27 protein-coding genes, 1 tRNA gene and 1 pseudogene are annotated in these 22,976 nt (G+C 63.4%); 18 read left to right on the plus strand and 11 right to left on the minus strand.

Features of this window, described 5'->3' with window-relative positions:
* Positions 1 to 22: 22 nt before the first annotated feature.
* The 7 genes and pseudogenes from hisF to NRG74_RS15665 form a co-directional block, all read right to left on the minus strand.
* Complete coding sequence (gene hisF / locus NRG74_RS15635) at positions 23 to 805, minus strand: imidazole glycerol phosphate synthase subunit HisF (protein ID WP_017639560.1); 783 nt, start codon at positions 803 to 805, stop codon at positions 23 to 25.
* A 21-nt stretch (positions 806 to 826) separates the two neighbouring features.
* Positions 827 to 1,122, minus strand: a pseudogene (locus NRG74_RS15640) (chorismate mutase).
* Positions 1,123 to 1,133: 11 nt separating this feature from the next.
* Entirely contained in the window at positions 1,134 to 1,871 is a 738-nt protein-coding gene (gene hisA / locus NRG74_RS15645; RefSeq protein WP_017639562.1) for a 1-(5-phosphoribosyl)-5-[(5-phosphoribosylamino)methylideneamino]imidazole-4-carboxamide isomerase, read from the minus strand.
* A gap of 31 nt (positions 1,872 to 1,902) precedes the next feature.
* Positions 1,903 to 2,160 carry a DUF2164 domain-containing protein gene (locus NRG74_RS15650; RefSeq protein ID WP_064306838.1) on the minus strand — a complete coding sequence of 86 codons (258 nt, stop codon included), beginning with the start codon at positions 2,158 to 2,160 and terminating at the stop codon, positions 1,903 to 1,905.
* Positions 2,160 to 2,798, minus strand: coding sequence for an imidazole glycerol phosphate synthase subunit HisH (hisH, locus tag NRG74_RS15655; RefSeq protein ID WP_007159789.1), 639 nt, complete (start codon positions 2,796 to 2,798; stop codon positions 2,160 to 2,162). The genes NRG74_RS15650 and hisH overlap by 1 nt, the downstream gene beginning before the upstream one ends.
* A complete protein-coding gene (hisB, locus tag NRG74_RS15660; protein ID WP_007159790.1) occupies positions 2,798 to 3,391 on the minus strand; it encodes an imidazoleglycerol-phosphate dehydratase HisB in 594 nt (197 codons plus the stop codon). The genes hisH and hisB overlap by 1 nt, the downstream gene beginning before the upstream one ends.
* A 144-nt stretch (positions 3,392 to 3,535) precedes the next feature.
* Positions 3,536 to 5,200: an OFA family MFS transporter gene (locus NRG74_RS15665; protein WP_017639564.1), complete on the minus strand. Its 1,665-nt coding sequence runs from the start codon at positions 5,198 to 5,200 to the stop codon at positions 3,536 to 3,538.
* A 296-nt stretch (positions 5,201 to 5,496) separates the two neighbouring features.
* On the opposite strand from NRG74_RS15665, the gene NRG74_RS15670 reads away from it, so the two are divergent.
* The 17 genes from NRG74_RS15670 (at position 5,497) to NRG74_RS15750 (ending at position 18,982) form a co-directional block, all read left to right on the plus strand.
* A complete protein-coding gene (locus NRG74_RS15670; protein ID WP_257704732.1) occupies positions 5,497 to 7,722 on the plus strand; it encodes an AsmA family protein in 2,226 nt (741 codons plus the stop codon).
* Positions 7,719 to 8,783 carry an A/G-specific adenine glycosylase gene (gene mutY, locus NRG74_RS15675; RefSeq protein WP_017639566.1) on the plus strand — a complete coding sequence of 355 codons (1,065 nt, stop codon included), beginning with the start codon at positions 7,719 to 7,721 and terminating at the stop codon, positions 8,781 to 8,783. The genes NRG74_RS15670 and mutY overlap by 4 nt, the downstream gene beginning before the upstream one ends.
* Positions 8,780 to 9,052, plus strand: a complete 273-nt coding sequence (locus tag NRG74_RS15680; protein ID WP_017639567.1) for an oxidative damage protection protein — start codon at positions 8,780 to 8,782, stop codon at positions 9,050 to 9,052. The genes mutY and NRG74_RS15680 overlap by 4 nt, the downstream gene beginning before the upstream one ends.
* A gap of 86 nt (positions 9,053 to 9,138) precedes the next feature.
* Positions 9,139 to 9,214: transfer RNA gene (locus NRG74_RS15685), tRNA-Phe, on the plus strand.
* Between the two features lie 172 nt (positions 9,215 to 9,386).
* On the plus strand, positions 9,387 to 10,706 hold the full coding sequence (locus tag NRG74_RS15690) for a tyrosine-type recombinase/integrase (protein WP_257704733.1): 1,320 nt from the start codon (positions 9,387 to 9,389) through the stop codon (positions 10,704 to 10,706).
* Between the two features lie 19 nt (positions 10,707 to 10,725).
* Positions 10,726 to 11,340 carry a hypothetical protein gene (locus NRG74_RS15695; RefSeq protein WP_257704734.1) on the plus strand — a complete coding sequence of 205 codons (615 nt, stop codon included), beginning with the start codon at positions 10,726 to 10,728 and terminating at the stop codon, positions 11,338 to 11,340.
* 193 nt (positions 11,341 to 11,533) lie between these two features.
* Positions 11,534 to 11,773 carry a helix-turn-helix transcriptional regulator gene (locus NRG74_RS15700; RefSeq protein WP_257704735.1) on the plus strand — a complete coding sequence of 80 codons (240 nt, stop codon included), beginning with the start codon at positions 11,534 to 11,536 and terminating at the stop codon, positions 11,771 to 11,773.
* The gene (locus NRG74_RS15705) at positions 11,773 to 12,066 is read left to right on the plus strand and encodes a helix-turn-helix domain-containing protein (protein WP_307773953.1); all 294 of its coding nucleotides are present in this window, start codon (positions 11,773 to 11,775) and stop codon (positions 12,064 to 12,066) included. The genes NRG74_RS15700 and NRG74_RS15705 overlap by 1 nt, the downstream gene beginning before the upstream one ends.
* Positions 12,063 to 12,359: a hypothetical protein gene (locus NRG74_RS15710; protein WP_257704736.1), complete on the plus strand. Its 297-nt coding sequence runs from the start codon at positions 12,063 to 12,065 to the stop codon at positions 12,357 to 12,359. The genes NRG74_RS15705 and NRG74_RS15710 overlap by 4 nt, the downstream gene beginning before the upstream one ends.
* 311 nt (positions 12,360 to 12,670) lie before the next feature.
* Positions 12,671 to 12,856 carry a hypothetical protein gene (locus NRG74_RS15715; protein ID WP_437181153.1) on the plus strand — a complete coding sequence of 62 codons (186 nt, stop codon included), beginning with the start codon at positions 12,671 to 12,673 and terminating at the stop codon, positions 12,854 to 12,856.
* The gene (locus tag NRG74_RS15720) at positions 12,843 to 13,535 is read left to right on the plus strand and encodes a hypothetical protein (protein ID WP_257704737.1); all 693 of its coding nucleotides are present in this window, start codon (positions 12,843 to 12,845) and stop codon (positions 13,533 to 13,535) included. Before NRG74_RS15715 ends, NRG74_RS15720 begins: the two co-directional genes overlap by 14 nt.
* 2 nt (positions 13,536 to 13,537) lie before the next feature.
* Entirely contained in the window at positions 13,538 to 13,870 is a 333-nt protein-coding gene (locus NRG74_RS15725; protein ID WP_257704738.1) for a hypothetical protein, read from the plus strand.
* Positions 13,871 to 13,875: 5 nt separating this feature from the next.
* Positions 13,876 to 14,883, plus strand: coding sequence for a toprim domain-containing protein (locus NRG74_RS15730; protein ID WP_257704739.1), 1,008 nt, complete (start codon positions 13,876 to 13,878; stop codon positions 14,881 to 14,883).
* Positions 14,870 to 16,651 carry a DUF927 domain-containing protein gene (locus tag NRG74_RS15735; protein ID WP_257704740.1) on the plus strand — a complete coding sequence of 594 codons (1,782 nt, stop codon included), beginning with the start codon at positions 14,870 to 14,872 and terminating at the stop codon, positions 16,649 to 16,651. The genes NRG74_RS15730 and NRG74_RS15735 overlap by 14 nt, the downstream gene beginning before the upstream one ends.
* Before the next feature lie 632 nt (positions 16,652 to 17,283).
* Complete coding sequence (locus tag NRG74_RS15740; protein ID WP_257704741.1) at positions 17,284 to 17,868, plus strand: tail assembly protein; 585 nt, start codon at positions 17,284 to 17,286, stop codon at positions 17,866 to 17,868.
* Positions 17,865 to 18,500: a tail assembly protein gene (locus NRG74_RS15745; protein WP_257704742.1), complete on the plus strand. Its 636-nt coding sequence runs from the start codon at positions 17,865 to 17,867 to the stop codon at positions 18,498 to 18,500. Before NRG74_RS15740 ends, NRG74_RS15745 begins: the two co-directional genes overlap by 4 nt.
* Positions 18,497 to 18,982 carry a hypothetical protein gene (locus NRG74_RS15750; protein WP_257704743.1) on the plus strand — a complete coding sequence of 162 codons (486 nt, stop codon included), beginning with the start codon at positions 18,497 to 18,499 and terminating at the stop codon, positions 18,980 to 18,982. Before NRG74_RS15745 ends, NRG74_RS15750 begins: the two co-directional genes overlap by 4 nt.
* 237 nt (positions 18,983 to 19,219) lie before the next feature.
* Here the strand turns inward: NRG74_RS15750 and NRG74_RS15755 are convergent, their stop codons facing one another.
* On the minus strand, positions 19,220 to 19,714 hold the full coding sequence (locus tag NRG74_RS15755; RefSeq protein ID WP_257704744.1) for a hypothetical protein: 495 nt from the start codon (positions 19,712 to 19,714) through the stop codon (positions 19,220 to 19,222).
* A 252-nt stretch (positions 19,715 to 19,966) separates the two neighbouring features.
* A complete protein-coding gene (locus tag NRG74_RS15760) occupies positions 19,967 to 21,061 on the minus strand; it encodes a type I restriction endonuclease (protein WP_257704745.1) in 1,095 nt (364 codons plus the stop codon).
* Positions 21,062 to 21,433: 372 nt separating this feature from the next.
* Here NRG74_RS15760 and NRG74_RS15765 point away from each other — a divergent pair, with 372 nt between their 5' ends.
* Positions 21,434 to 21,871: a hypothetical protein gene (locus NRG74_RS15765; protein WP_257704746.1), complete on the plus strand. Its 438-nt coding sequence runs from the start codon at positions 21,434 to 21,436 to the stop codon at positions 21,869 to 21,871.
* 4 nt (positions 21,872 to 21,875) lie between these two features.
* Here NRG74_RS15765 and NRG74_RS15770 read toward each other — a convergent pair whose 3' ends face one another.
* Together NRG74_RS15770 and NRG74_RS15775 are read right to left on the minus strand one after the other, a co-directional pair.
* Positions 21,876 to 22,316 carry a hypothetical protein gene (locus NRG74_RS15770; RefSeq protein ID WP_257704747.1) on the minus strand — a complete coding sequence of 147 codons (441 nt, stop codon included), beginning with the start codon at positions 22,314 to 22,316 and terminating at the stop codon, positions 21,876 to 21,878.
* A 35-nt stretch (positions 22,317 to 22,351) separates the two neighbouring features.
* A complete protein-coding gene (locus NRG74_RS15775) occupies positions 22,352 to 22,672 on the minus strand; it encodes a hypothetical protein (protein WP_257704748.1) in 321 nt (106 codons plus the stop codon).
* Between the last annotated feature and the right edge of the window lie 304 nt (positions 22,673 to 22,976).

The raw sequence follows: 22,976 nt of genomic DNA on the forward strand, positions 1-22,976 counted from the left end.
TCCCTGCCGGCCCCGCCGGTGCTTAAGATTTTGTGGAGCGTATCACAATCCCTTTTTCGGCCAGGTACCGTTTAGCCTCGGGAATGGTGCATTCGCCGAAATGGAAGATGCTCGCGGCCAGCACCGCAGAGGCCTTGCCTTCGAGGATGCCGTCGGCCAGGTGCTGCAGATTGCCGACGCCACCCGAGGCGATCACCGGGATGCCCACCGCCTCGCTGACGGCGCGGGTCACGCCCAGGTCGAAGCCGTTCTTCATGCCGTCCTGGTCCATGCTGGTGAGCAGGATCTCGCCGGCGCCCAGGCCTTCCATCTTCTGCGCCCAGGCCACGGCGTCGAGACCGGTGGGCTTGCGCCCGCCATGGGTGAAGATCTCCCAGCGCGGGGTTTCGTCGGGGCCGCTGACGCGCTTGGCGTCGATGGCCACCACGATGCACTGGGAACCGAAGCGCGCCGCGGCTTCGCCGACGAACTCGGGGGTGAAGACCGCCGCGGTGTTGATCGAGACCTTGTCGGCACCGGCGTTGAGCAGGTTGCGGATGTCCTGCACGGTGCGCACGCCGCCGCCCACGGTCAGCGGGATGAACACCTGGCTGGCCATGCGTTCCACGGTGTGCAGGGTGGTGTCGCGGCCCTGGTGACTGGCGGTGATGTCGAGAAAGGTGATCTCGTCGGCGCCCTGCTCGTTGTAGCGGCGGGCGATCTCCACCGGATCACCGGCATCGCGGATGTTCTCGAACTTGACGCCCTTGACCACGCGGCCATTGTCCACGTCCAGGCAGGGGATGATGCGTTTCGCCAGCGCCATGTATCTCTCCAGAAAACGAAGTCAGGTACGTTGCTGCAAGGTGGCGTGCTCCGCCAACTCAGCGTCGATGAATGCGGCAATCATCGCCCGGTAGACCTGCTCGACTACTACCGGTGACGCTTCAGCCTCGAGGCCAGCGCCTTGACCTTGGCGATGACCTGCTCGACTCGCTGTGGCGCACGCACCGCAGCATCGTCCTTCTTGAAGCGTGCCGCCTGCCGTACACAGGCGCCGCGCGCTGCCAGTAACTGGACGATCTGCTGATCGAGTTCGTCGATCGCGGCGCGAACCTCATCGAGCGAAGAGCATTCGATCATTGCCATGGCCCTCAGACCTTGAAGTTGTCGCACAGCGCCTGGGCCTCGGCGACGTCGAGGGTGCCCTCGTAGATCGCCCGGCCGGTGATGGCGCCGATGATGCCCGGGCTGCGGGCGTCGAGCAGCTTCTGGATGTCACCCAGGTTGTGGATGCCGCCGGAGGCGATCACCGGGATGCTGGTGGCTTCGGCCAGGGCGCGGGTGGCCGGCACGTTGCAGCCCTGCATCATGCCGTCGCGGGCGATGTCGGTGTAGACGATAGCGCTGACGCCGTCGGCCTCGAAGCGGCGAGCCAGGTCGGTGACCTGCAGTTCGCTGACCTCGGCCCAGCCGTCGGTGGCGACGAAGCCGTCCTTGGCATCCAGGCCGACGATGACCTTGCCGGGGAAGGCGCGGCAGGCTTCACCGACGAATTCCGGCTGCTTGACCGCCTTGGTGCCGATGATCACGTAGCTGACGCCGGCACGCACATAGTGCTCGATGGTCTCCAGCGAGCGGATGCCGCCGCCGATCTGGATCGGCAGGCCGGGATAGCGCTTGGCGATGGCGGTGACCACCTCGCCATTGACCGGCTGGCCCTCGAAGGCGCCGTTGAGATCCACCAGGTGCAGCCGGCGGCAGCCGCCGTCGACCCACTGGGCGGCCATGGCCACGGGATCGTCGGAGAACACGGTGGAGTCTTCCATGCGCCCCTGGCGCAGGCGGACGCAGGCGCCGTCCTTGAGGTCGATGGCGGGGATGATCAGCATGGCAATACCTTGGCTCGGGGGTGAGGGCGGTCTAGGGCTTTTCCAGCGCCCAGATGTCGCTTTCCAGGCTGTCGACGCGCTCCCTGAGCAGGGCCTGCACGTCGGCAACCGCCTTGTTGTAGTACAGCGGCCCGCACTCGCGGGCGAAGAAATCCAGCAGCTCCTCGACTTCGAACCGCCCCAGGCGGACCTCGAAGCTATCGTCCAGCAGGGTCTGCAAGGCCGTGACCAGGCGCTGGGTCTGCTCGGGTTCGAGCCTGACCAGCGGCGCGGACGGCTTGCGCGCCATTACCAGCGGCCGTCCCAGGCGAGGAAGTTGGCATAGAGCTGCAGACCGCAGTCGGCGCTCTTCTCGGGGTGGAACTGGGTGGCGAAGCGCGAGCCGTCGGCCAGGGCCGCGGCGAAGTCCAGGCCGTAGTGGCCGCGACCGACCACCTGGCGCGGATTGCCGGCCTCGACATAGAAGCTGTGCACGAAATAGAAGCGGGCGCGATCGGGGATACCGTGCCAGAGCGGATGGTCAAGCACGTGGCTGACCTCGTTCCAGCCCATGTGCGGCACCTTGAGGGTCTCGCCCTCTTCCTGCATGCCGCCCGGGAAACGCCGCACGGCGCCGGGGAACAGGCCGATGCAGTCCACCCCGCCGTTCTCTTCGCTGCGCTGCATCAGCGCCTGCATGCCGACGCAGACGCCGAGGAAGGGACGATCCTGGCTGACTTCGCGGACCAGCTCATCGATGCCCTGGCGGCGGATCTCGGCCATGCAATCGCGGATGGCGCCGACGCCGGGCAGGACGATGCGGTCCGCCTCGCGGATCACCGCGGGATCGCCGGTCACCAGCACCTGGTGGCTACCGGCATGCTCCAGGGCCTTGGCCACGGAGTGCAGGTTGCCCATGCCATAGTCGATGACGGCTACCGTCTGCATCACAGGCACCCCTTGGTGGAGGGCATGACACCGGCCATGCGCGGATCTTCGGCAAGGGCCATGCGCAGGGCGCGGCCAAAGGCCTTGAACACCGTCTCGATCTGGTGGTGGCTATTGACCCCGCGCAGGTTGTCGACGTGCAGGGTCACCTGGGCGTGGTTGGTGAAGCCCTGGAAGAATTCGAGGAACAGATCGACGTCCATGCGGCCCACGGTGGCGCGGGTGAAGGGCACGTTCCAGTGCAGGCCGGGCCGGCCGGAGAAGTCGATGACGACGCGTGACAGGGCCTCGTCCAGGGGCACATAGGCATGGCCATAGCGCTGGATGCCCTTCTTGTCGCCGACGGCCTTGGCGAAGGCCTGGCCGAGGGTGATGCCGATGTCTTCCACCGTGTGGTGGTCGTCGATGTGCAGGTCGCCGCGGCAGTGGATATCGAGGTCGATCAGCCCATGGCGGGCGATCTGGTCGAGCATGTGCTCGAGGAAGGGGACCCCGGTGTCGAAGCGCGCCGCGCCCGTGCCGTCCAGATCCAGGGATACCTTGACCTGGGTTTCCAGGGTGTTGCGCTCGACGGTTGCCTTGCGTTCGGCCATAGCCTGCTCCGCGAAAATCGGTGGGCGAAAGGGCCGATATTATAGGGGCGCGAGGACTGGATCGAAAGCGCGGCGGGACGAGGCGTCCCACCGCCAGGGGCGCCCGCGTGGGGACGCCCCGTTACCGCTTGATTCGGCTGTGACTCAGCTGAACAGCGCGGCGGTCTTTTGCAGGGTGATCCAGATACCCCAGGCCAGCGGGATGCCCACGGCCAGCCAGGCGGCGATGGCCAGCGGCTTGGTCTTGGGATCGGCGCTCCACTCCAGCACCTGGGCGCTGCCAGCATTGCTGTCGTGGCCATTGGCGCGCTCGACGGCGAGTTCGGCCTCGGTCATGAAGTGCTTGTCGGCCACCGGGCGCACCATCAGGTTGCAGAGGAAGCCCAGCACCAGCAGACCGGCCAGGATGTACAGGGTGATGTCGTACACCTGGGCACGGGGGATGCCCATGCTCAGCTGGTACTCGCGCAGGTAGTTGACCAGCACCGGACCGAAGACGCCGGCGGCGGCCCAGGCGGTGAGCAGGCGACCGTGAATGGCGCCGACCATCTGGGTACCGAACAGGTCGGCGAGGTAGGCCGGCACGGTGGCGAAACCACCGCCGTACATGGACAGGATCAGGCAGAAGGCAAAGACGAACAGCGCCACGCTGCCCAGGTGACCGGTCCAGGGCACGATGGCATAGAGCACGAAGCCCAGGGTGAAGAAGACGAAGTAGGTCATCTTGCGACCGATGTAATCGGAGAAGGATGCCCAAAAGAAACGCCCGCCGATGTTGAACAGGCTCAGCAGACCGGTGAAGCCGGCGGCGATGGCGGCGATCTGCTTGAGCTGATCGGCGCTGAGTTCACCGTAGGCCAGGCCGTTGCCCAGCAGACGACCACCGAAGACTTCCTGCAGGAGCGGCGAAGCCATGCCGATGATGCCGATGCCGGCGGTCACGTTCAGGCAGAGCACGGCCCAGACCAGCCAGAATTGCGGGATGCCCCAGATCTTGCTCACGTGGACGTGGCGATTGGTGATCATGTTGCTGCCGGCCTTCTTGGTGGACGGCGTCCAACCGGCGGGCTTCCAGCCGGTCGGCGGCACGCGGTAGCCCAAAGCGCCGCTCATCATGAACACGAAGTAGATCACCGCCATGACCAGGAAGGTCTGCCAGACACCGATTTCGGTGGCCGACGCGAAGTGCCGCATCAGGGCATCGGCCAGGGGTGCACCCACCATGGCGCCGCCACCAAAGCCCATGATGGCCATGCCGGTCGCCATGCCGCGCTTGTCCGGGAACCACTTGATCAGGGTCGACACCGGCGAGATGTAGCCTAGGCCCAGACCGATACCACCGATCACGCCCGAACCCAGCCACAGCATCCAGATCTGGTGGGTATAGATGCCCAGGGCGGAGATCAGCAGACCACCGCACCAGCACAGCGCCGAGACGACGCCGGCCTTGCGCGGACCGGCGTGCTCCAGCCAGCCACCGAACAGGGCGGCCGAGCAGCCGAGGAAGATGAAGAACAGGGTGTAGATCCAGCCGAGCTGAGAGATCTTCCAGTCACAGGTGGCACTGAAGATCTGTTCGAAGAAGCCCATCTCGACCGGGCAGGCCACGGCGGCGGTGATGCCGATCGCCTTGGACAGCGGCAGCCAGAAGACCGAGAAGCCATAGGCCATGCCGATGCACAGGTGGATGGCCAGAGCGGCCGGCGGGACCAGCCAGCGGTTGAAACCGGGCCGGGCGACGATGCGCTCCTTGGACAGGAAAGCTGGACGTGCCGAAGCGGCGCCGCCAGCGGTGAGAGTAGTGCTCATGGGTTCAGCCCTTTTCTAGTGTATAGCGTCCAGGTCGGTAGACATTCCCTGCACGCTTCCCCGTAAACGAGTCAAAGAAACGGCGCCAACCGACCAGAGGTGCGCGACATTAAAGCGCACCCTGGCGTACTGCCACCCCTGCTCATTTACCAGGGTACGGGCGGTGCAAGACCGCCGACGAAACGGGCGAGTACCACCGCTGTCACAGGGCCGACACCTCGATGTCATCGCGGCCAGCCCAAGCCCCTATACTGGCCAGTCGCGCCATCGCCCGTCGGAACAGGAATTTCCTCGTCATGAAAGCTTTCGCCAAAGTGCTGGGTATCGTCCTCGTCGGCCTGCTGCTCCTGCTGGTCGCCGCAGGCTTCGCCCTCACCCATCTGGTCGATCCCAACGACTACAAGGACGAGCTCCGCCAGCTGGCGCGCGACAAGGCCAACGTCGACCTGCAACTCAAGGGCGACATCGGCTGGAGTCTGTTTCCCTGGCTGGGCGTCGAATTGCACGACGTCACCCTGGCCAGCGCCGCCACCCCCGACCGCCAGCTGGCCCAGGTGCAGCGGCTGATCCTCTCGGTCCGCCTGCTGCCGCTGCTGCTGCGCCGTGATCTGGAGATGAGCGACATCAAGATCGACGGCCTGGATCTCACCGCCAGTCGCGATGAGCAGGGCCGTACCAACTGGGCTGAAATCGGCCGCCCCGCATCCAAGGCGGACGCTGGCGCCGCGCCGACCGACACCTCCGCCGACGCGTCCACGTCTGGCGAGCCGACCGCGGGACGCCAGCCGCTCAAGCTCAACGTCGAAAGCCTGACCGTGCGCAATTCCCGCGTCGAATACAGCGACGCCCGCAGCGGCGCCCGCTATGCCTTCGAGGGCATCGATCTGGAGACCGGTGCCATCTACGCCGGCACGCCCATTCCCATCAAGCTGGCCGGCACCGCCAGTACCACCCAGCCGCCGGTCAACGCCACGGTACTGCTCAACGGTGAATTGCGCTTCGATCCGGCCAGCCAGCAATACGCCCTGGACAATCTCCAGCTGACCGGCGACGCCAGTGGCGAGCCCTTCAACGGCAAGGTGGTCAACTATTCCGCCAGCGGCCAACTGGCCGTCGACCGCCGCGCCCAGACCGCCGAGTGGACCAGCCTCAAGCTCACTGCCAATGACCTCAAGGCACTGGGCGACCTCAAGCTCACCGGTCTGGAAACCGATCCGCAGCTGGCCGGGCGCGTCTCCATCGCCCGCCTGGACCTGCGCGCCTTCCTCGACAGTATCGGCGTCGAATTGCCGGCCATGGCCGATGCCAAGACCCTGCAGCGCTTCGAGATGAATGCCCAGGTGCAAGCCAGCCGCAACGCCCTGGCGCTGGACGACTTCAACTTCCAGCTCGACGACAGCACCCTCAAGGGCCGCGTCGCCGTCGCCGACATCGCCCGCCGCGCCCTGCGTATCCAGCTCAGCGGCGACGCCCTGGACCTGGATCGCTATCTGCCGGCCAAGGCCGCCGCGGCGCGCCAGGCCAATGGCGCGCGCCAGGAAGAGGTCGCCCAGGTCGATGCCATCGCCACCCAGGGCAACTCGCCGCTGCCGGAAGCCCCGACCCAGCACGCCTGGAGCCAGGAAACCCTGTTGCCAGTGGAGCGCCTGCGCAGCCTGGACGCCGAGGTCAACCTCAGTCTGCAACACCTGACCCTCAATCGCCTGCCCTTCGAAGGCGCCAGCCTCAAGGCCAGGGCCGCCGATGGCCAACTGCAACTCAGCGCCCTGGAAGGCGAGCTGTTCGGCGGTCGCTTCGAGGCCAATGGCGCCCTCGACGTACGTGGCGCCCAGCCGCAACTGACCGCTCGCGAGCGCATCAAGGGCGTGCCGGTGGAGCGCATCCTCCAGGCCCAGGGCCAGAAGCCGCCGGTGGAAGGCCTGCTGGACCTGGACGCCGATCTGCGCAGCGCGGGCGCCAGTCAGCGCACTCTGATCGACAACCTGGGCGGCACCGCGCGCTTCGCCCTGCGCAATGGCCAACTGATCGACGCCAACGTCGAAAGCCAGTTGTGCCAGGGCATCGCCCTGCTCAATCGCAAGCCGCTGGAGCTGCCCCATGGCGGCCAGAACACCCCCTTCCGCCAGTTGAGCGGCAGCCTCAGCATCGTCAACGGCGTGGCCCGCAACCAGGACCTCAGCGTCAGCGTGCCGGGCCTGGCGGTAAAGGGCGCGGGCGACATCGACCTGCGCACCCTCGGCCTCGACTACCGCCTGGGCATCACCGTGCAGGGCGACACCAATGCCGCCGCCGATCCCGGCTGCCGGGTCGGCGAGCGCTATGCGGATATCGAGTGGCCGCTGCAGTGCCGAGGCCCCCTGGAACTGGGCGCCAAGGCCTGCCGCCTGGATCGCGAGGCCATGGGCCAGATCATCGCCCGTGCCGCTGGCAATCGTCTGAACGAAAAAATCGAAGAGAAGCTCGGTGATAAAATCAGCCCCGACATCCAGAACGCCATCCGAGGGCTGCTGCAACGCCGATGACTGACGACGCCTTTGGTACCGCCGTGCTGGCCTGGTACGACCTGCACGGCCGCAAGGACCTGCCCTGGCAACAGGGCGTGACGCCCTATCGCGTCTGGGTCTCGGAGATCATGCTCCAGCAGACCCAGGTCGCCACCGTGCTGGGCTACTTCGACCGCTTCATGCAGGCGCTGCCCACTGTCGAGGCCCTGGCCGCGGCGCCGGAAGACGAGGTGCTGCACCTCTGGACCGGCCTCGGCTACTACAGCCGCGCGCGCAACCTGCACAAGGCCGCCAAGACCGTGGTCGAGCGCCATGGCGGCGAATTCCCGCGCAGCGTCGAGGCCCTGGCCGAATTGCCCGGTATCGGTCGCTCCACCGCTGGCGCCATCGCCAGCCTGAGCATGGGCATCCGGGCGCCCATCCTCGATGGCAACGTCAAGCGCGTCCTGGCCCGCTATACCGCCACTCCCGGCTATCCGGGCGAACCCGCCGTGGCCCGCCGTCTGTGGGAGGTGGCCGACCGACTGATGCCTCACGAGCGGGTCGGCCACTACACCCAGGCGATGATGGACCTGGGCGCCACCCTCTGTACCCGCAGCAAACCCAGCTGTCTGCTGTGCCCGGTCAAGCCCGGCTGCCGTGCCCACCTGCTGGGCCAGGAAACCGACTTTCCCGCCGCCAAGCCACGCAAGACACTGCCGCAGCGCAGCACCCTGATGCCGCTGTTCGTCAACGACGCCAATGCCGTGCTCCTCCAGCGCCGCCCCTCGACCGGCCTCTGGGGCGGTCTCTGGGGTCCGCCGGAGGTGGCCGACGTGGCCGAACTCGAAGCCCTCGCCGAACGCCAGGGCCTCGCCATCGACGAACGCCAGGCGCTGCCCGGCCTGGTGCACACCTTCAGCCATTTCCAACTGGCCATCGAACCCTGGCTGGTGCAGGTGGACCACCGCCAGCACCGCGTGGCCGAGGGCGACTGGCTTTGGTATAACCTCGCGTCCCCGCCGCGCCTGGGCCTCGCCGCCCCGGTGCAGAAACTGCTCAAGCGCGCCGAGCAGGCGCTCAAAGGAGAACCCGCATGACCCGCACCGTGATGTGCCGCAAGCACAAGCAGGAGCTGCCCGCCCTCGATCGTCCGCCCTACCCCGGCGCCAAGGGCGAAGACATCTACCAGCACGTCTCCAAGCAGGCCTGGGAAGAGTGGCAGAAGCACCAGACCATGCTCATCAACGAACGCCGGCTGAACATGATGAACGCCGAGGATCGCAAGTTCCTGCAAGCCGAGATGGACAAGTTCCTGTCCGGTGAAGACTACGCCCAGGCTGAAGGCTACGTGCCCCCCAGCGCCTGAGTCGACGCCTAAGCGCCCGAAAAATCTAAATTTTTTTGGGCTCGCTGTTGACACAGGGTCGAGAAACGCTTTTAATGCGCCCCGTTGCCCAGGTAGCTCAGTTGGTAGAGCAGGGGATTGAAAATCCCCGTGTCGGCGGTTCGATTCCGTCCCTGGGCACCAAGAACATAAATCCGAGTGGTTCCATATGACCTCGGAACACAGAGAAACCGGCCCTTGAGCCGGTTTTTTTGTGCCTGTATGAATCTGTATGGTGATGTACAGCGACGCGGTTTAGGGGTAAGAATGAGGGTAACGACCGATTCGATATTGGTTTTACCCTTAAAGGGATGAAATGGCCCGTACCGTTACCCCCCTGACCGACTCAAAGTGCGAGGCGGCCAGGCCCCAGGACAAGCCGATCAAGCTCAATGACGGCCAAGGCTTGCATCTTGAAATCCGCCCCTCTGGCCTGAAGGTCTGGCGCCTCAAATACAAGCGCCCGAACGGCCAGGAGAACACCCTCACCATCGGCGAGTATGGTCGTAAGGGCATCACCCTAGCCAAGGCCAGGCAGGCCCGCCAGGATGCCCGCGCATTGCTTGCCCAGGGCATCGATCCGTCCGAGTACGCCAAGCTCGAGGAAGCAAAGGCCCAAAACGCGACCACGTTCGAAGCGGTCGCCCGTGAATGGCACGCCTCCCAGGTGAAGCGCGGCAAATGGTCATCCGGTCATGCTGAGCGTGTGCTGCGTGAGATGCAGGCAGACCTATTTCCGATGCTGGGCAAACGCCCGATTGAGCAGCTGAAGACCCGCGACCTGCTGGCGCCCCTGCACGCCATCGAGGCCCGCGACGCCCTGGACATGGCCGCCCGCCTAAAACAACGGCTGTGCTCTGTGATGCGGCACGCCACCCAGACGGGGAAGCTTGATTACAACCCCGCCCAGGATCTCGGTGGCGCCATTTCCACACGGAAAGTGAAGCATCGTCCCGCCCTCCCCCTGGATCGCCTCGGCGAGCTGTCCGGACGAATTGAGCGCTACAGCGGCCGTCCCCTCACTCGCCTGGCGCTGACCCTGACCCTGCAGGTGTTCGTCCGGTCGAGCGAGCTGCGCTTCGCCCGCTGGGCGGAGTTCGACCTCAAGCGGGCGCTCTGGATCATCCCTGGCCAGCGCCCGGCCCTGGAGGGCGTCAAGCACTCCACCCGCGGGAGCAAGATGAGGGACGACCACTTAGTGCCTCTGTCGCCTCAGGCAATCGAAACGCTGGATCAGATACGGGATATGACTGGGCACGGCGAGCTGGTTTTCCCGAGCGATGCCTATGCCAGTAAGCCCATGAGCGAGAACACGATCAACGCCGCGCTCCGGCGCATGGGTTACGACACCCAGGCCGACGTGTGCGGCCACGGCTTCCGGACGATGGCCTGCTCCGCCCTGGTCGAGTCCGGCCTGTGGTCTGAGGACGCCGTAGAGCGACAGATGAGCCACAAGGAGCGCAACAGCGTGCGGGCGGCCTACATCCACCGGGCCGAGCATCTAGAGGAGCGCCGGCTGATGCTGAACTGGTGGGGCAACTTCCTGGACGCAAATCGGATCGCTCCAGTGACCCCCTTCGAATACGCCAGGCCTGACGGCCAGAACGTGGTACAGCTGCCCAGGCGGGCGGTGTAGCTGATAGTGAGATCCCATCATGCAAGGAATTGATTACTGGCGCCTCAATGACGAACTCACGATCATCCAGGCAGCGTTGTTGATCGTAGGCGTAGATCCTTCAAGCGAGGAAGGGGCGAATTGCGAAGACTGGAAGCCAGAGGAGCAACCTCCCGGCTATCAAGCAGCCAAGCATGCGTTGATGAATGCCTTACGCAAAGAAAAAATCGCGGGCGATCTTGAGCCTTATTGTGAGTACGACATCAACGGCAATATCGTTGGAGATCAGCCTGGGACATTAGATCCGGCATACTCCAGGATAGAGGTCGAATCGCTGAAGCAATGGCTGAAGGCTCGCGGAATTACGGGCGGTTTCTTCTTCCCTGACTCAGTCATGGCTGCTGAGTACCTTGATGCTCGCCACCCCAGATACTCGGCCAAGCTCGCCGCTGCGGTGAAAGTATGGCAAGCGATGGAAGATGAGAACTTGCTATCAGGCAAGTCGGCGGCCAAGGCTATGAAGGACTGGATGCAATCCCACTACCGCGAACTGGGTTTGGTCTGGAATGGCGAGATCAACAATACCGGCATTGAGGAGGTGGCGAAGGTTGCCAATTGGCAAACCACCGGGGGATCACCCCGCACGCCAGGCTAACCCACCCACCCCTCAAAACCTTGCACCAGAGCGGAATCGCGTCATTCAGTGCAACCCTACCCACCCCTGTCGGGCATAGCGCCCCACCCTACCCAAGGCCGTTTTCTTGGGGTGGGTTTTGTCGATCCCGCCCTGCTATTCGGGTCCCCGTCGTGACAGCAATCTGGCTCCGTACTCACTCGGAGCCATACGAATGCACAACGATGAACCCCTGCTCTCCAAAGGCCTCATTCGCAAGGTGAAGCTCTGCCAGCGCCTCGGCATCACCGCTGGCGGCCTGGACAAGCTCAAGAAGCGCGACCCTTCCTTTCCCAAGCCAATCAAGGACAGCGACAGCCGCCAGGCTGCCGCCTACTACGTCGTCGCCGAGGTGGAGGCCTGGCTGCAGCGGAAGGTCGCCGAGCGTGATGCGGCTCATGGAGCGGCCGCCTGATGGACAAAAAAAAGGCCGACCAACAGGCCAGCCCCAAGCATTCCGCCGTCGATAGTACCAGTGGTGCTGCGCAACGCCAGCGTTTGCTGGAACGCCTGCAAGAGGGTCCAGCGAACACAGTCGAGCTACGCCGCGATCTGAACATCATGATGCCCGCCGCCCGGGTGAAAGAGCTTCGCGAGGCTGGCCACGACATCCGCACGCACTACGGCCGTGTCCACGACGATCAGGGGCGGCTGCATATCGGCGTCGCTACCTACTACCTCAGCACCGGGGAGGCCAGCGCAGCATGACCGACCTCGCAACCACTGACCGCAGTCCGCGCCAGCTCAACCTGGCGGACGAACTCCTGCGTATCACCTTCGCCGCGGCTAACGTCGACGACCTACGCGATATGCAGGGCGGGACCCTCTTGCACCAGCGCCTCACAGACGCCGGCCGTCTGCTCGCCACCCTCGACGGCCTGTCGGCTGAGCTGGCAGCCCTACGTGTCCATGTCGCCCAAGCCTTGAACGATGGCCAAGGCCGTCTGGATGGCGTTTCTGTGCCGCTACTGCTCGCCCTGGTAGGGGAGGCCTCCGCATGATTCCGCTCAAGTCCACCGACGAACGGTCGATACAGATCATTGCCAGCAATCTCGCTCGTGGCTATCGTTCGCCCGTCGCTGCAAATTCAGCGACCGGGTTTGGCGACCCGAGTAGCAAAAGGCGCACAGGCGCCCATACCGATTGCAGGCGCTTTTTTTGTGCCCGTAAGTCCGTGTTATGGCGGTCGTGCGTGGGAGACCGAAAGGTCTGCCGGGTTCCTTTTGCCCCGGTTCGCCAACCTGCGCACGGCTGCCTCCCTTCGTTTGGCGACGATGGCGGCAGCTCCTACCAGCAAAAGGAGCTTCACCCCATGATCCCTACCCGCAATCCGTCTGCCCTTCTGGCCCGCGCTGCTGCACACCGCGCCATGGCCATGTCGGCCCTCTCCGCCAACTCGTCCCTTTCCTCCCGCCTCAAGCGCTACAACCACCACATGACCGTCGCACGCTCGCTGCAGGCGCTGGAAGCTCAGGGGGTGACCCATGGCCAGCACTGACCAGCCTTGCGTGATCCTCAACTGTGGCGAGAAAGATGGGCTCCGCATGACAGTCCAGGTCGGTCCCTTCGTCTCCATGGCCCAGGCCTCCGAAGCGGCCGAGCGGCTGACCCGGGATTGTCCTGGCGTCATTGCAACCGTCTGCCGGAACTACGATTCGCGGCAGCCTGACGATGCGGAGCTGGCCGAGCGCCTCACCGAGGCACGCCGGACCGCAGCGGAGATGCTGAGGATCTGCCACCCCCAAGGAACGCCCACCGTTTCAGTGTCGCAACCTGCACGGCCTTCGACCTTTCCATCGCCCCTGCATGGCCGTATCAAGCCGGGCTATATCGAGACCCAGGTGATCGCCTACCTACCCAAGCACGGCAGGGTCGCTATCCCGCCCGTGGTCGGGCACAGCCTGGCTGGCGCCGTCGCGGCTGAGATTCAGCGGGACTATCCCGGCGCTGAGGTCTGGACGCATGACATGCAGCGCGGTACCGGCGAAGGGTTCGCCGAGGCGTGCGAGGTCAGCGATCAGGTACAGCAGGCATTCGTAGCCACGGCCGGTAAGCCTCGACGCGGTATCGCGCTGATGGAGCGGCTACGGCTCATCCATCCAGACCAATCTGGCGCCGGCACTGCACGAGCGCCCTCCCCCAAGGCCACGGCGCCAGCGCCCGCCACGAGGACCTGACCATGACTGATTTCGAACAGCGCGGCGACGCGTTGACGGGAGCGGCTTGCCCGAATAACCAGTTCGCCATGCTCGACCTGATGGAAGACTTCAAGCGCGTACAGGCCGACCTGTCCAGGCGTATGCAGGCCCGCGATGAGGCCATGGTGCATCTGTTCAAATCGCTCGATGCCTCGCTGCCCATGCTCCAAGCGCTGGCGCAGATCATTGATCGCCGGGCCACAGACCCCTCCCTCAAGCGGGCCGCCGAGCTGATGACCACTGAGCTCGGACAGCTCGAATCGTGGCTTGCCCACTGCATGCAGGTCTGCGTCAGCGGACCGGGCGGGGAGTAGCGGCCATGACGAGTAATCGCACGACCGACGCCATCCGCAGCGTTGCTGCTCTCGCCCTGCTGCATGCCCCGGCACTGGTGCCTGAGCTGCTGCCTGAGGGCAAGCGCCAGGGCTCGGAGTGGTGGAGCCGTAACCCGACCCGCGCCGACCGGCACGCCGGCAGCTTCTCCGTCTCGCTGGTGGATGGCCGGTGGCATGACTTCGCCAGCGGCGATCGGGGCGGCGACCTGGTTAGTCTCGCGGCCTTTCTCTGGGGAGTCCGGCAGACCGACGCCGCCCGCGACCTAGCGCGACGCCTTGGGCTCGATCTGGCGCCGCTGGAAGGCCACGGCGATCCCCATGCCATGGCCACCCAGCAACAGCGCCTAGCCGAGGCTGTCCGGCTTGCAGACGAACGCCTGGCCGCCGAGGAGCGCCAGCGCCAGCAGGACCAGCAGAAGGCCGCGTGCCAGGCACAGCGCTGGTGGCGCGACGGGCGCCGGGCAGATCCGGCCCATCCCTACCTCACCACTAAGGGGATCAGGCCCTACAGCCTGCGCCAGCGCGGCGACGTGCTGCTGGTGCCGATGTATGCCGGTGGACGCCTGCTCAACCTGCAGCGGATCGGCCACGACGGCGGGAAAAAGATGCTCTACGGCGCTCAGGTCACCGGCTGCTACTCCCCACTAGGCCGCATTGAGGGTGCCACACGCCTGTTCGTCTGTGAGGGCTGGGCAACCGGCGCCACGCTGCACGAGCACGAGCGCTGCCCCGTGGCCTGCGCCATGACCGCCGGCAACCTCAAGGCCGTGGCGCTGGCGCTGCGCGAACGCTACGGCGCCGGCCTGGAGCTGGTAATCGCCGGCGACGACGACCGCGAGACCGAGGGCAACCCCGGCCGCACCGCGGCGAACGCTGCCGCCCTGGCCGCTGGCGCCCTGGTGACCTTCCCCGACTTCCCGTCCGAGGCACCTGCCAGCCTGAACGACTTCAACGACCTCGCAGTATGGAGGGCCCAGCATGGCCAAGCCTGAAAGCAACCTTGTGTCCCTGGCTCGCCTGGAGGAGCCCTCGATCAACCCGCGCCGGCCTGGCTGGGGTGTGTATGAGCACCCGGTGCGCAACGAGCGCGGTCGCACCTTGAAGCCGGGCGTCTACCGACACACCTGCCGTACTGCCGATGACGCTACCCAGGCCGATGCCGACCGGGCGCTGGTGGACGAATGGATCGCCACCCCCGTGACGGTTATTGCCAGAACGATCAACAGCGACGATGGCAGCGAGGGGCGCCTACTACGCCTGGTCACCGATGGTGGGGGCGTAAGGGAGTGGGCTATGCCCATGGAGATGTTTGGCGGCAGCGGCGAGGATGCCCGCCGGGCGCTGTTCGCCATGGGCGCCATCATCAGCCCGCGCAAGCGCAACGCCTTCATGGAGTACCTCCTGGAGCAACGCCCCTCTACGGTCTACGCCACAACCAGCCGGCCAGGCTGGCATTCGTCCGGAGCCTTCGTGCTGCCTCGGCGCACCATCGGCGGAGACAACGTGCGGTTTCAGGGTGGCGGCGAGGTGGATCTGTTCACCACCCGTGGTGACCTAGCGGCCTGGCAGGCCCTCATCGCGTCCCGGTGCCAGGGTAACCCTGTGCTGACGCTGGCCATCGGCTGCGCCTTAGCTGGCCCCCTGCTGAGCTTGGTGGGCGTGCTGGGCGGCGGCGTGCACCTGGTGGGTGACAGCTCCAGCGGCAAGTCCCTGGCGCAATTGGTGGGCGCCTCCGTCTGGGGACCGCCAAAGCTGTTCGCCGCCAGCTGGGACATGAGCAAGGGCGGCCTGGAGATCGAGGCATCCTCGCGCAACGACACCCTGCTTCCACTGGACGAGATCAAGCGGGCCGACCCCAAACGGGTGCAGGAGATGGCCTATGCCCTCTCCAACGGCCAGGGCAAGGGCACCATGGATCGCAACCGCCAGAGCCGCGCCAAGCTCTCCTGGTGCGTGCTGGCGCTATCTAGTGGCGAGCGATCGCTGTCCGAGCATGCCGCCATCGCCGGCAGCCCAGCGCATGCCGGCGCGGAACTGCGCATGGTGGACGTGAACGCGGGCACCCGTACCTATCGTGCCTTCGATGAGCTGCACGGCATGGAGGGCGCCGCCTTCCACCGAGCGCTGACGGTGGCCACCTCCCAGCATTACGGCCACCTTGGCCCGGCCTTCGTTGAGTGCTTGCTACACGGCAATGACCGCACTGGCCTCGAGGCTGATTTCGGGCGTATGCGGGCCAGCTTCGAGAGTGACAACGCCCAGGCCGGCCGGGTGGCGGATCGCTTCGCCGTGATCGCCCTGGCGAGCGAGATGGCTATCGCCTACGGCCTGCTGCCATGGCCTGCCGGTACTGCCCTAGCCGATGCCCGCCTCCTGTACGCCGAGTGGCTGGCCCGCGTTGGCAGTGGCAACGCCGAGGACCGCCAGATCCTGACCGGCGTTGCCGACTTCATCGACCGTCATGGCAGCAGCCGCTTCTCCGACATCGAGGCAGCGGCAGACGACGACCGAAGCCGGGTCTACGACCGCGCTGGCTACTGGCATAGCGACGCCGGTCGGCGCCTATACCTGTTCAATCGTCCCGCGCTGCTACAGGCCGCCCAGGGCTACGGCGTATCGAGGATCGCGAAAGCCCTTGATGCGGCCGGCGCCATCGCCAAGCGGGATATAGGCCGTCAGCAGGCCAGCTACCGGTTGCCTGGCGGCGGCAAGGCGAAGTTCTACGCCATCAATCCCGAGGCGTTGGAGGGGGCGGCGTGATGAAAAAGAGGCCTGAATTTGGGGACGTGGGGACGGATTTCGGCGTTGTGGGGACGCTGAAACCCGCGCCGTTGAAGGGTTATCCCCACTGTCCCCAGCGACCCCACCAATTTTTCGAAATACAGACCTATGAGAGGGGGCGGTGTGTAGGTGAAGACATAAAAAGTGCGGGGACACGGGGGACGCTGGGGACATCCAGTAACCATGCGGGCTGTAGCGTCCCCTTTGTGGGGACAAGAGTGGGGACAGGTGTGGACACAATCCAATTATGGGGACAAATGCATGGGCATTCTTTCCGCGTTGCTTGACCGAATCGAACAAGCCGACGCTCTCGAAACACGCGCCACGCCTCGCCCACAGCCTGCGCCAGACGTACCTCTGAGCTGCAAGCTCGTACTGCTCGACCCACCCGCCCAAGCAGATCCCGCCAGCCCGTGCTGGCAGGTCTTCATCGATGGGGAACTGATCTGCAGCATGGTCGGCGCCCCCATGACTCAGCGGCAGGCCGATGAGGCCGCCAAGCACCGCTGGCCAACGGCGTCTGTCCTGTCGCCCGCCAGGCCTTCCAGCACCAGCACCCACGAAGGCGCGATCAGCGCCACGCAAGGCCGCCCAGGCGGCAGGAGCGCCCAATGACCACAGCAGCTCATTACACCCCCGCCACCATTATTAAACTGTCAGGGCCGCTGGCACGCTTGTTCGGACGTAATCACCGCTACATCCTCGACCGTGGTACCGCCGAGGAAGCTTTCAGCGCCCTACGCAATACCCTGGATGGCTTCCGCGAGGCCATCGCCGCCCTGGAGCGCCGTGGTCTGGTCTACGCGATCTTCAGGAACGGCAAGAATGTCGCCGCCGATCGCTTCGAGCTAGGCGGTACCCGAGAGATCCGCATCGTGCCGGTGCTGCGCGGTAGCAAACGCGCTGGACTACTGCAGACAGTCGTCGGCGTGGTTCTGATCGCCCTTAGCCCTGTTACCGGAGGCGCAACACTAGCCCCAGGTTTAGCGGTTGCTGCGGGCGGCATCATCCAGATGATCAGTCCACAGCCAAAGGGGCTACGCTCCAGCGCTTCGCCCGAGAACCAGCCCAGCTACGCGTTCGGCAGCGCTAAGAACACCACAGCCAGTGGAAACCCGGTCCCGATCTGCTACGGCCGCCGGCGCTGGGGCGGGGCAATCATAAGCGCGGGGATCTATGCGGAGGACGCCCAATGAGCGAGCGCATTCGCGTCGTCCGCCTTTACGGCACCCTAGGCGCCCGGTTCGGCCGAGTGCACCGCCTGGTCGTAAACAGCGCCGCCGAAGCGGTACGGGCGCTATCCGTCCAGCTCCCAGGCTTCGAGCAATTCTTCTACGACGCCAGGGACCGGGGAGTCGTGTTCGCCGTCTTCCACGGCCGGCGGAACATCGGCCAGGACGAGCTGGGGCATCCGCCTGGCCGGGCCGAGATCCGGATCGCACCAGTGATCGCCGGCAGCAAGCGGTCGGGAGGACTGCAAACGGTAATAGGTGTGGCGCTGATCGCCGTTGCGTCGTACTTCTCCGGCGGCCTGGCTGCGACCGGATCGGGAGCCCTGTTCGGTAGCGCAGGCTATGCAGGTGGTGCAGCTTGGGCCGCAGTAGGTGCCGTGGGTATCTCGCTAGCGCTCAGTGGCGTGGCCCAGATGTCGGCGAAGGTGCCCAAGGGGCTAGGGACTGGCGATAGCGCCGATAACTCACCTAGCTACAGCTTCAACGGGCCCGTGAACACCCAGGCCCAGGGTAATCCGGTACCGCTGCTCTATGGGCGCATGATTGTCGGCAGTGCCGTGTTGAGCGCAGGCATCTACGCGGAGGACAAGGCATGACCAGCGCGGTTGATTACGCCGCGCTGACCCCTACGGAGAGAACCCAGCGTACGGTGCAAGCGGTAGCCGCCAGCGACTTCGCCGAGGTCCGCCGGCTGATCGATACCGCGCCGCGGCGTACTACCACTTCTGCCGATCCCGAGTATCTGGACCGCGCCCGAATGGTGCTCCGTGTGGCGATCCAGTACGAGCTTGAGCTGCGCGGGCTGGCACTTACCTGGCACAACCTGTGCGCAGGCAATCAACAGGCTGGCCAGCAGATACGAGCCGAGGCGGCCGCCGCTGCGCATGCCTGGAATGATTTCTGCGCGGGCCAGGGCCTAGAGCCGGACGAGTTGATCGCCGCGGCCGGTGGGCATCATCCCGTTGTGGTCGACCTGGTGCGCTGGGCGCCTGACCCGCAGCCGAAGCTGGTAGAGAAGTGGCGCGGGCTATTCCAGATAGCGGCAAGCGGCGAGATGTTTGGGGAGAGTCGGCACTAGGAATCTAGTCCGTCGAAGGCATCGCTTGATTGACCATACATTGACAGGTCTACCAGTGCCATCAGACGGTCACAAGTCCGCAGGGCTGTAGCAGAGCCACTTAAGCACCACAGCTCGATCAGGTGATTTCGCTAGCTCGTCAAGGTGAACCAGGATGTTCGCCTTCGTGCTTACTAGGGGACTCTACGCCTTTAGGTCTGCACTGGAGGACCCTAGGAAAGGAATACAAGGAACTGCTCAGCCCTTCGATAAAGCCCGAAACGTATTAGCTGAGGAGAAGTATCCCGACCCATCGTCAATGGCGTAGACAAGCGCATGGCTTCTAACACTGTGGATTGTCTGCTCTATATCCCACATGGTGTCGGGGACTCGAATAACCAAGACATGCACAAGCCCGTCGTCGGAAATACTCTTTTTGATCGCGTATTCGCAACTGCTGAGAAGCGAGGTCAGCTTACCCAAAGGATTGTAATCATGAACCTGGCGAGGAAGTTTGATGGCGTTTTTTCCAAGTACGAACGCGACTATAAATTTGGGCGCCATGACCGACAGGTCTACATCTGCATCGCTCGCAGGTGCCTTGAAGTATTTCCCTTCCTGCATGGAAATTACAACCTGCTCAGCCTTTTCGTATGCCTCTATAGCTGACCTAGTTGCTCCAAAGCCAACTACAGAAACTGAAGCTATGGCGACCGAAAGAGCTAAGGCTTTAAATATCTTCGGTACGAACATACTCGACTCCTGATCGGTACAGAGGAAAAATAGGTAAATATTAGAAACCGGCCAATGCAAGAATTTTTTGACAGTTTTTGACGAAACCTCTGACAGGCCTTTGACGGGAAAGACACGCGAACCTAGCCCCAAAGCGGCATAAAGCTTGGTGCGCAGGGGATTGGGTGGAGATAGGTGGTCAAAAACTCTAGCAGAGCGGAACATCGCCGCGGAAGAAGGAGCGCCTCGTAGCCCCCCCCCCCCGAAGGCAACCTAACCGGCGTAAGTCAAGGCAGTAGCCTTGAGCAGCTCCGCCAACTCGAATATATCGTCCACAGACTCTATCGGATGGCGAGTTTCTTTCTTTGCCTCATCAAAAGTACCAATGTACTTTTGAGATCGATTGAAATGAAGCCGTGCTATTGGCTTCCGATTGTTATCATCGAGCAAGATGCCAAAATAACTTTGTGTATCTCGGGCAGTGATGCGCTTTACATCAACGACAGACCTAATGATGGCTTTCACTACGTTAAAGCCTTCGATCTCATCCGCAGTTGTAACAACCAAGTCTTTCTCCACTACGTCGACTTGGGACTCGCTCCCTGGAGTGGCGCCGGCAGCTACCACCTGACTAACTATTACCGGCTGAGCACTCCCAGTGATTGCCGACTTGAGCCGATCATTCACCTGATCACTTAGAAACTGCACGGTAGCTTTGCGCGTTAGCTGAGCAAACTGCTCCCTTACTTTCTGGGTGATGGTGCCCTCATAAACGCGAGAGGCGAAGAAGCGGACGAAGTCCTCATCCGGCTGCTGAAACTGCGCCTGAAGCTCACGCTTGATTTGTCCGACATACTTCAGCTCGCCAGCGGCACTGATAATTGACTCTACGTCAAAGGCTGACTTGGTAAGCTTTTGGAGTTCCGGTACGACATGATCATCGATATCTAGCATGTCAAACTCGAGGAACGGCTTATCGTCCATTTTGTTCGGCGCTTCGAGATCGGTGAAAAATCGATAAACCTGACCGTTGGTCAGTATCGAGATTCTCGCAGTGGTCACATGAAAATAGCGAAAGAGCTGACTAGCATGATTGATATTGAGAGGCTCGCCGACCTTCTTACTCTCAATAAGAATTTGTACCTGTCCATCTTTGAAGATGGCATAGTCGATTTTTTCGCCTTTCTTTGTGCCAACGTCACAAATGAACTCAGGTACGACTTCGAGCGGATCGAATACATCGTAACCAAGAACACTTTGAATGAACGGCATGACGAAAGCCGTCTTAGTCGCTTCCTCTGTCTGAATCGCCGCTTTCTGTTGCCGAATTTTCGCGGCTAGGCTGGCCAACTTCTCTTCAAACTCCATGGTTCCCTCCTTTGGGTTGCAGGTCCTTTCAGTATCGGCAGAGATCTCACACCCTGCATCCCGCATCAATGCCGCCTGAGGCCCCAACTGAGCCACTGGTCGCGGCTTTGCTCACCATCCTGTCAGCGCAGCCGGGGAAAGCAATAATCTGCCAGCCACTTGTGGAGCCGCTCTGTTCGATTCAAGCTCAACTCACGTCAGTCCGGATTTCGAAAGTATGTTTACTGGCACATCTAAGCAGCGGAAAAACTTGTTAAGGACATTCACCGTCCGCAACCTGTTTTTCGCACTATGCGCAATCACTGCTCTTGCCTATATGGCTAAGTTGGTCGGCGCCACTTCAATCGAAGTCTGACATAAAGGGAGAAACACATGGCACGACGCCGCCCCCGCACCTTTCGATCCTGGGCCCTCGGTTTGGCAGGCGCCGCGGTAATAGCGCTGGTGTCCTACAAGCTTCGCCTACTAGTCGCCGAAGACTTCACGCAGCATCAGCTAGCGCAGGTGCAAAAGACCATCGCCCAGGTTCAGCAGCAGTCGCTCCAACAGCAGGCACAGTTCCAGGCAGCAAGCCAGGCTCAAGCTCAGGCGACGCGCGTGGAGGCTGACCGCCGAGCTGCGGACTCCATACGTCGCGCTGACGAATGGCAGAAGAAGGAAGCTGCTTGGAATGCGTTCTTCCACCAGTCGCCGGACTGTGACGTTTGGCGTGACGATCGCCACATGGTGGAATGCCAAAACAAGGTCATGAGGGCGAAGTGGGATTTCGAACATCGATGGGCTGCCGGCGAACTGCATGGTGGTGGCTGAGCTGCTATCTGCGCCAGCGCAGGATCGAGATCGCCTTGAACTGCGCGATAGCAAGAGACCCACGCTCATTGCGTGCTTTGGAGCCAGGGCGAGCTAGGGCAGCCTCTACGTCACCTCTGGAGGCCTCACGCATTTCATAAGCATTGAAGTCGTCATCCAGAAGCACCAGTAGCACTGAATCAAACTCCTGACGTAGATCGATGGCGCCCATCCGTCCCGCCCTGCGGTTGCCTGACGTAACTTGGCGCCCCTTGATCTGGATGCGCCTAGGGGAACCGTCACGGATCTCCGTTGCGTCATAGCCGGCCTGACGAGCCGAATGCAGCTCAAGCCCCAGTAGCCGGGCCGCCTCGTACTCGGCAACCTCGCCAGTAATCCCCAGCGGTTTGCCTGTTAGCTCCTTGTAACGTCTGGCGAGCCCTTTCGCCTGGGAGAGTAGCGCCATAACCTCCGAGTCACTCGCCTGGTGCTCTTGTCCGCTCATTGGCTGCGCTTTTTGGCCACCTGCTTTGCGGCAAGACCGTACTGCTCTCGGTAAGCCGTAATGTCATCTGCACTCACGTCCTCCCGATAGCACACCGTGTCATAGCCGCCCGCCCGACTGTAGGCGCTACGACGGCCGCAACTGCTCCCGTTGCGAGCATGGTTGTACGGGCAGGCGCACGGACCGGAATAGTTGGCGATCGACTCTTTAATGATCTGCTGGGCGACCTGATCGTCGCTGACGAAACCCTGCAGGGCGAAGGCTGGAGCCGCCAGTGCAGAGAGCGAAAAGGCGACGGCGAGGAGCTGAATGCGCATGATGGTTCCTCCCTAGATGCGTCCTCTCCTTATCGGCAACGGTCGGTATGCTCTTGAAGTAGACGAATGTCGAAAATGGGAGGGGGCATAGCCAAGCCTTAGGAGCCGCCCTCAGGGGCCGACCGCTCCACCATTTTTCACGCTCGCAAATTACTGCTTCTGTCAGAGCGATAGCCGCGGAAAATGGGAATGACCTCCGCGCTTACTAGGCGGTAAATCAATCCTGGCATGACCCTTCATCACTCATACAGACAGCCTTATCCGCCAGATTTGACAGGAGGAAAACAGCTGATATTTTGCGACG

Origin of the sequence: Pseudomonas oryzihabitans, assembly GCF_024652905.1 — a bacterium.
GTDB classification, from domain to species: Bacteria; Pseudomonadota; Gammaproteobacteria; order Pseudomonadales; family Pseudomonadaceae; genus Chryseomonas; species Chryseomonas benzopyrenica.

What these genes read in the sequence shown, in the direction of transcription:
- NRG74_RS15730 (WP_257704739.1), top strand. Translation starts at nt 13,876, where the DNA reads ATGACGAGTAATCGCACGACCGACGCCATCCGCAGCGTTGCTGCTCTC.
- NRG74_RS15720 (WP_257704737.1), top strand. Translation starts at nt 12,843, where the DNA reads ATGGCCAGCACTGACCAGCCTTGCGTGATCCTCAACTGTGGCGAGAAA.
- hisA (WP_017639562.1), bottom strand. Translation starts at nt 1,871, where the DNA reads ATGCTGATCATCCCCGCCATCGACCTCAAGGACGGCGCCTGCGTCCGC.
- hisF (WP_017639560.1), bottom strand. Translation starts at nt 805, where the DNA reads ATGGCGCTGGCGAAACGCATCATCCCCTGCCTGGACGTGGACAATGGC.
- NRG74_RS15705 (WP_307773953.1), top strand. Translation starts at nt 11,773, where the DNA reads ATGGACAAAAAAAAGGCCGACCAACAGGCCAGCCCCAAGCATTCCGCC.
- mutY (WP_017639566.1), top strand. Translation starts at nt 7,719, where the DNA reads ATGACTGACGACGCCTTTGGTACCGCCGTGCTGGCCTGGTACGACCTG.
- NRG74_RS15670 (WP_257704732.1), top strand. Translation starts at nt 5,497, where the DNA reads ATGAAAGCTTTCGCCAAAGTGCTGGGTATCGTCCTCGTCGGCCTGCTG.
- NRG74_RS15725 (WP_257704738.1), top strand. Translation starts at nt 13,538, where the DNA reads ATGACTGATTTCGAACAGCGCGGCGACGCGTTGACGGGAGCGGCTTGC.
- NRG74_RS15765 (WP_257704746.1), top strand. Translation starts at nt 21,434, where the DNA reads ATGGCACGACGCCGCCCCCGCACCTTTCGATCCTGGGCCCTCGGTTTG.
- NRG74_RS15690 (WP_257704733.1), top strand. Translation starts at nt 9,387, where the DNA reads ATGGCCCGTACCGTTACCCCCCTGACCGACTCAAAGTGCGAGGCGGCC.
- NRG74_RS15710 (WP_257704736.1), top strand. Translation starts at nt 12,063, where the DNA reads ATGACCGACCTCGCAACCACTGACCGCAGTCCGCGCCAGCTCAACCTG.
- hisB (WP_007159790.1), bottom strand. Translation starts at nt 3,391, where the DNA reads ATGGCCGAACGCAAGGCAACCGTCGAGCGCAACACCCTGGAAACCCAG.
- NRG74_RS15760 (WP_257704745.1), bottom strand. Translation starts at nt 21,061, where the DNA reads ATGGAGTTTGAAGAGAAGTTGGCCAGCCTAGCCGCGAAAATTCGGCAA.
- hisH (WP_007159789.1), bottom strand. Translation starts at nt 2,798, where the DNA reads ATGCAGACGGTAGCCGTCATCGACTATGGCATGGGCAACCTGCACTCC.
- NRG74_RS15695 (WP_257704734.1), top strand. Translation starts at nt 10,726, where the DNA reads ATGCAAGGAATTGATTACTGGCGCCTCAATGACGAACTCACGATCATC.
- NRG74_RS15740 (WP_257704741.1), top strand. Translation starts at nt 17,284, where the DNA reads ATGACCACAGCAGCTCATTACACCCCCGCCACCATTATTAAACTGTCA.
- NRG74_RS15700 (WP_257704735.1), top strand. Translation starts at nt 11,534, where the DNA reads ATGCACAACGATGAACCCCTGCTCTCCAAAGGCCTCATTCGCAAGGTG.
- NRG74_RS15665 (WP_017639564.1), bottom strand. Translation starts at nt 5,200, where the DNA reads ATGAGCACTACTCTCACCGCTGGCGGCGCCGCTTCGGCACGTCCAGCT.
- NRG74_RS15650 (WP_064306838.1), bottom strand. Translation starts at nt 2,160, where the DNA reads ATGGCGCGCAAGCCGTCCGCGCCGCTGGTCAGGCTCGAACCCGAGCAG.
- NRG74_RS15735 (WP_257704740.1), top strand. Translation starts at nt 14,870, where the DNA reads ATGGCCAAGCCTGAAAGCAACCTTGTGTCCCTGGCTCGCCTGGAGGAG.
- NRG74_RS15770 (WP_257704747.1), bottom strand. Translation starts at nt 22,316, where the DNA reads ATGGCGCTACTCTCCCAGGCGAAAGGGCTCGCCAGACGTTACAAGGAG.
- NRG74_RS15775 (WP_257704748.1), bottom strand. Translation starts at nt 22,672, where the DNA reads ATGCGCATTCAGCTCCTCGCCGTCGCCTTTTCGCTCTCTGCACTGGCG.
- NRG74_RS15750 (WP_257704743.1), top strand. Translation starts at nt 18,497, where the DNA reads ATGACCAGCGCGGTTGATTACGCCGCGCTGACCCCTACGGAGAGAACC.
- NRG74_RS15680 (WP_017639567.1), top strand. Translation starts at nt 8,780, where the DNA reads ATGACCCGCACCGTGATGTGCCGCAAGCACAAGCAGGAGCTGCCCGCC.
- NRG74_RS15715 (WP_437181153.1), top strand. Translation starts at nt 12,671, where the DNA reads ATGATCCCTACCCGCAATCCGTCTGCCCTTCTGGCCCGCGCTGCTGCA.
- NRG74_RS15745 (WP_257704742.1), top strand. Translation starts at nt 17,865, where the DNA reads ATGAGCGAGCGCATTCGCGTCGTCCGCCTTTACGGCACCCTAGGCGCC.
- NRG74_RS15755 (WP_257704744.1), bottom strand. Translation starts at nt 19,714, where the DNA reads ATGTTCGTACCGAAGATATTTAAAGCCTTAGCTCTTTCGGTCGCCATA.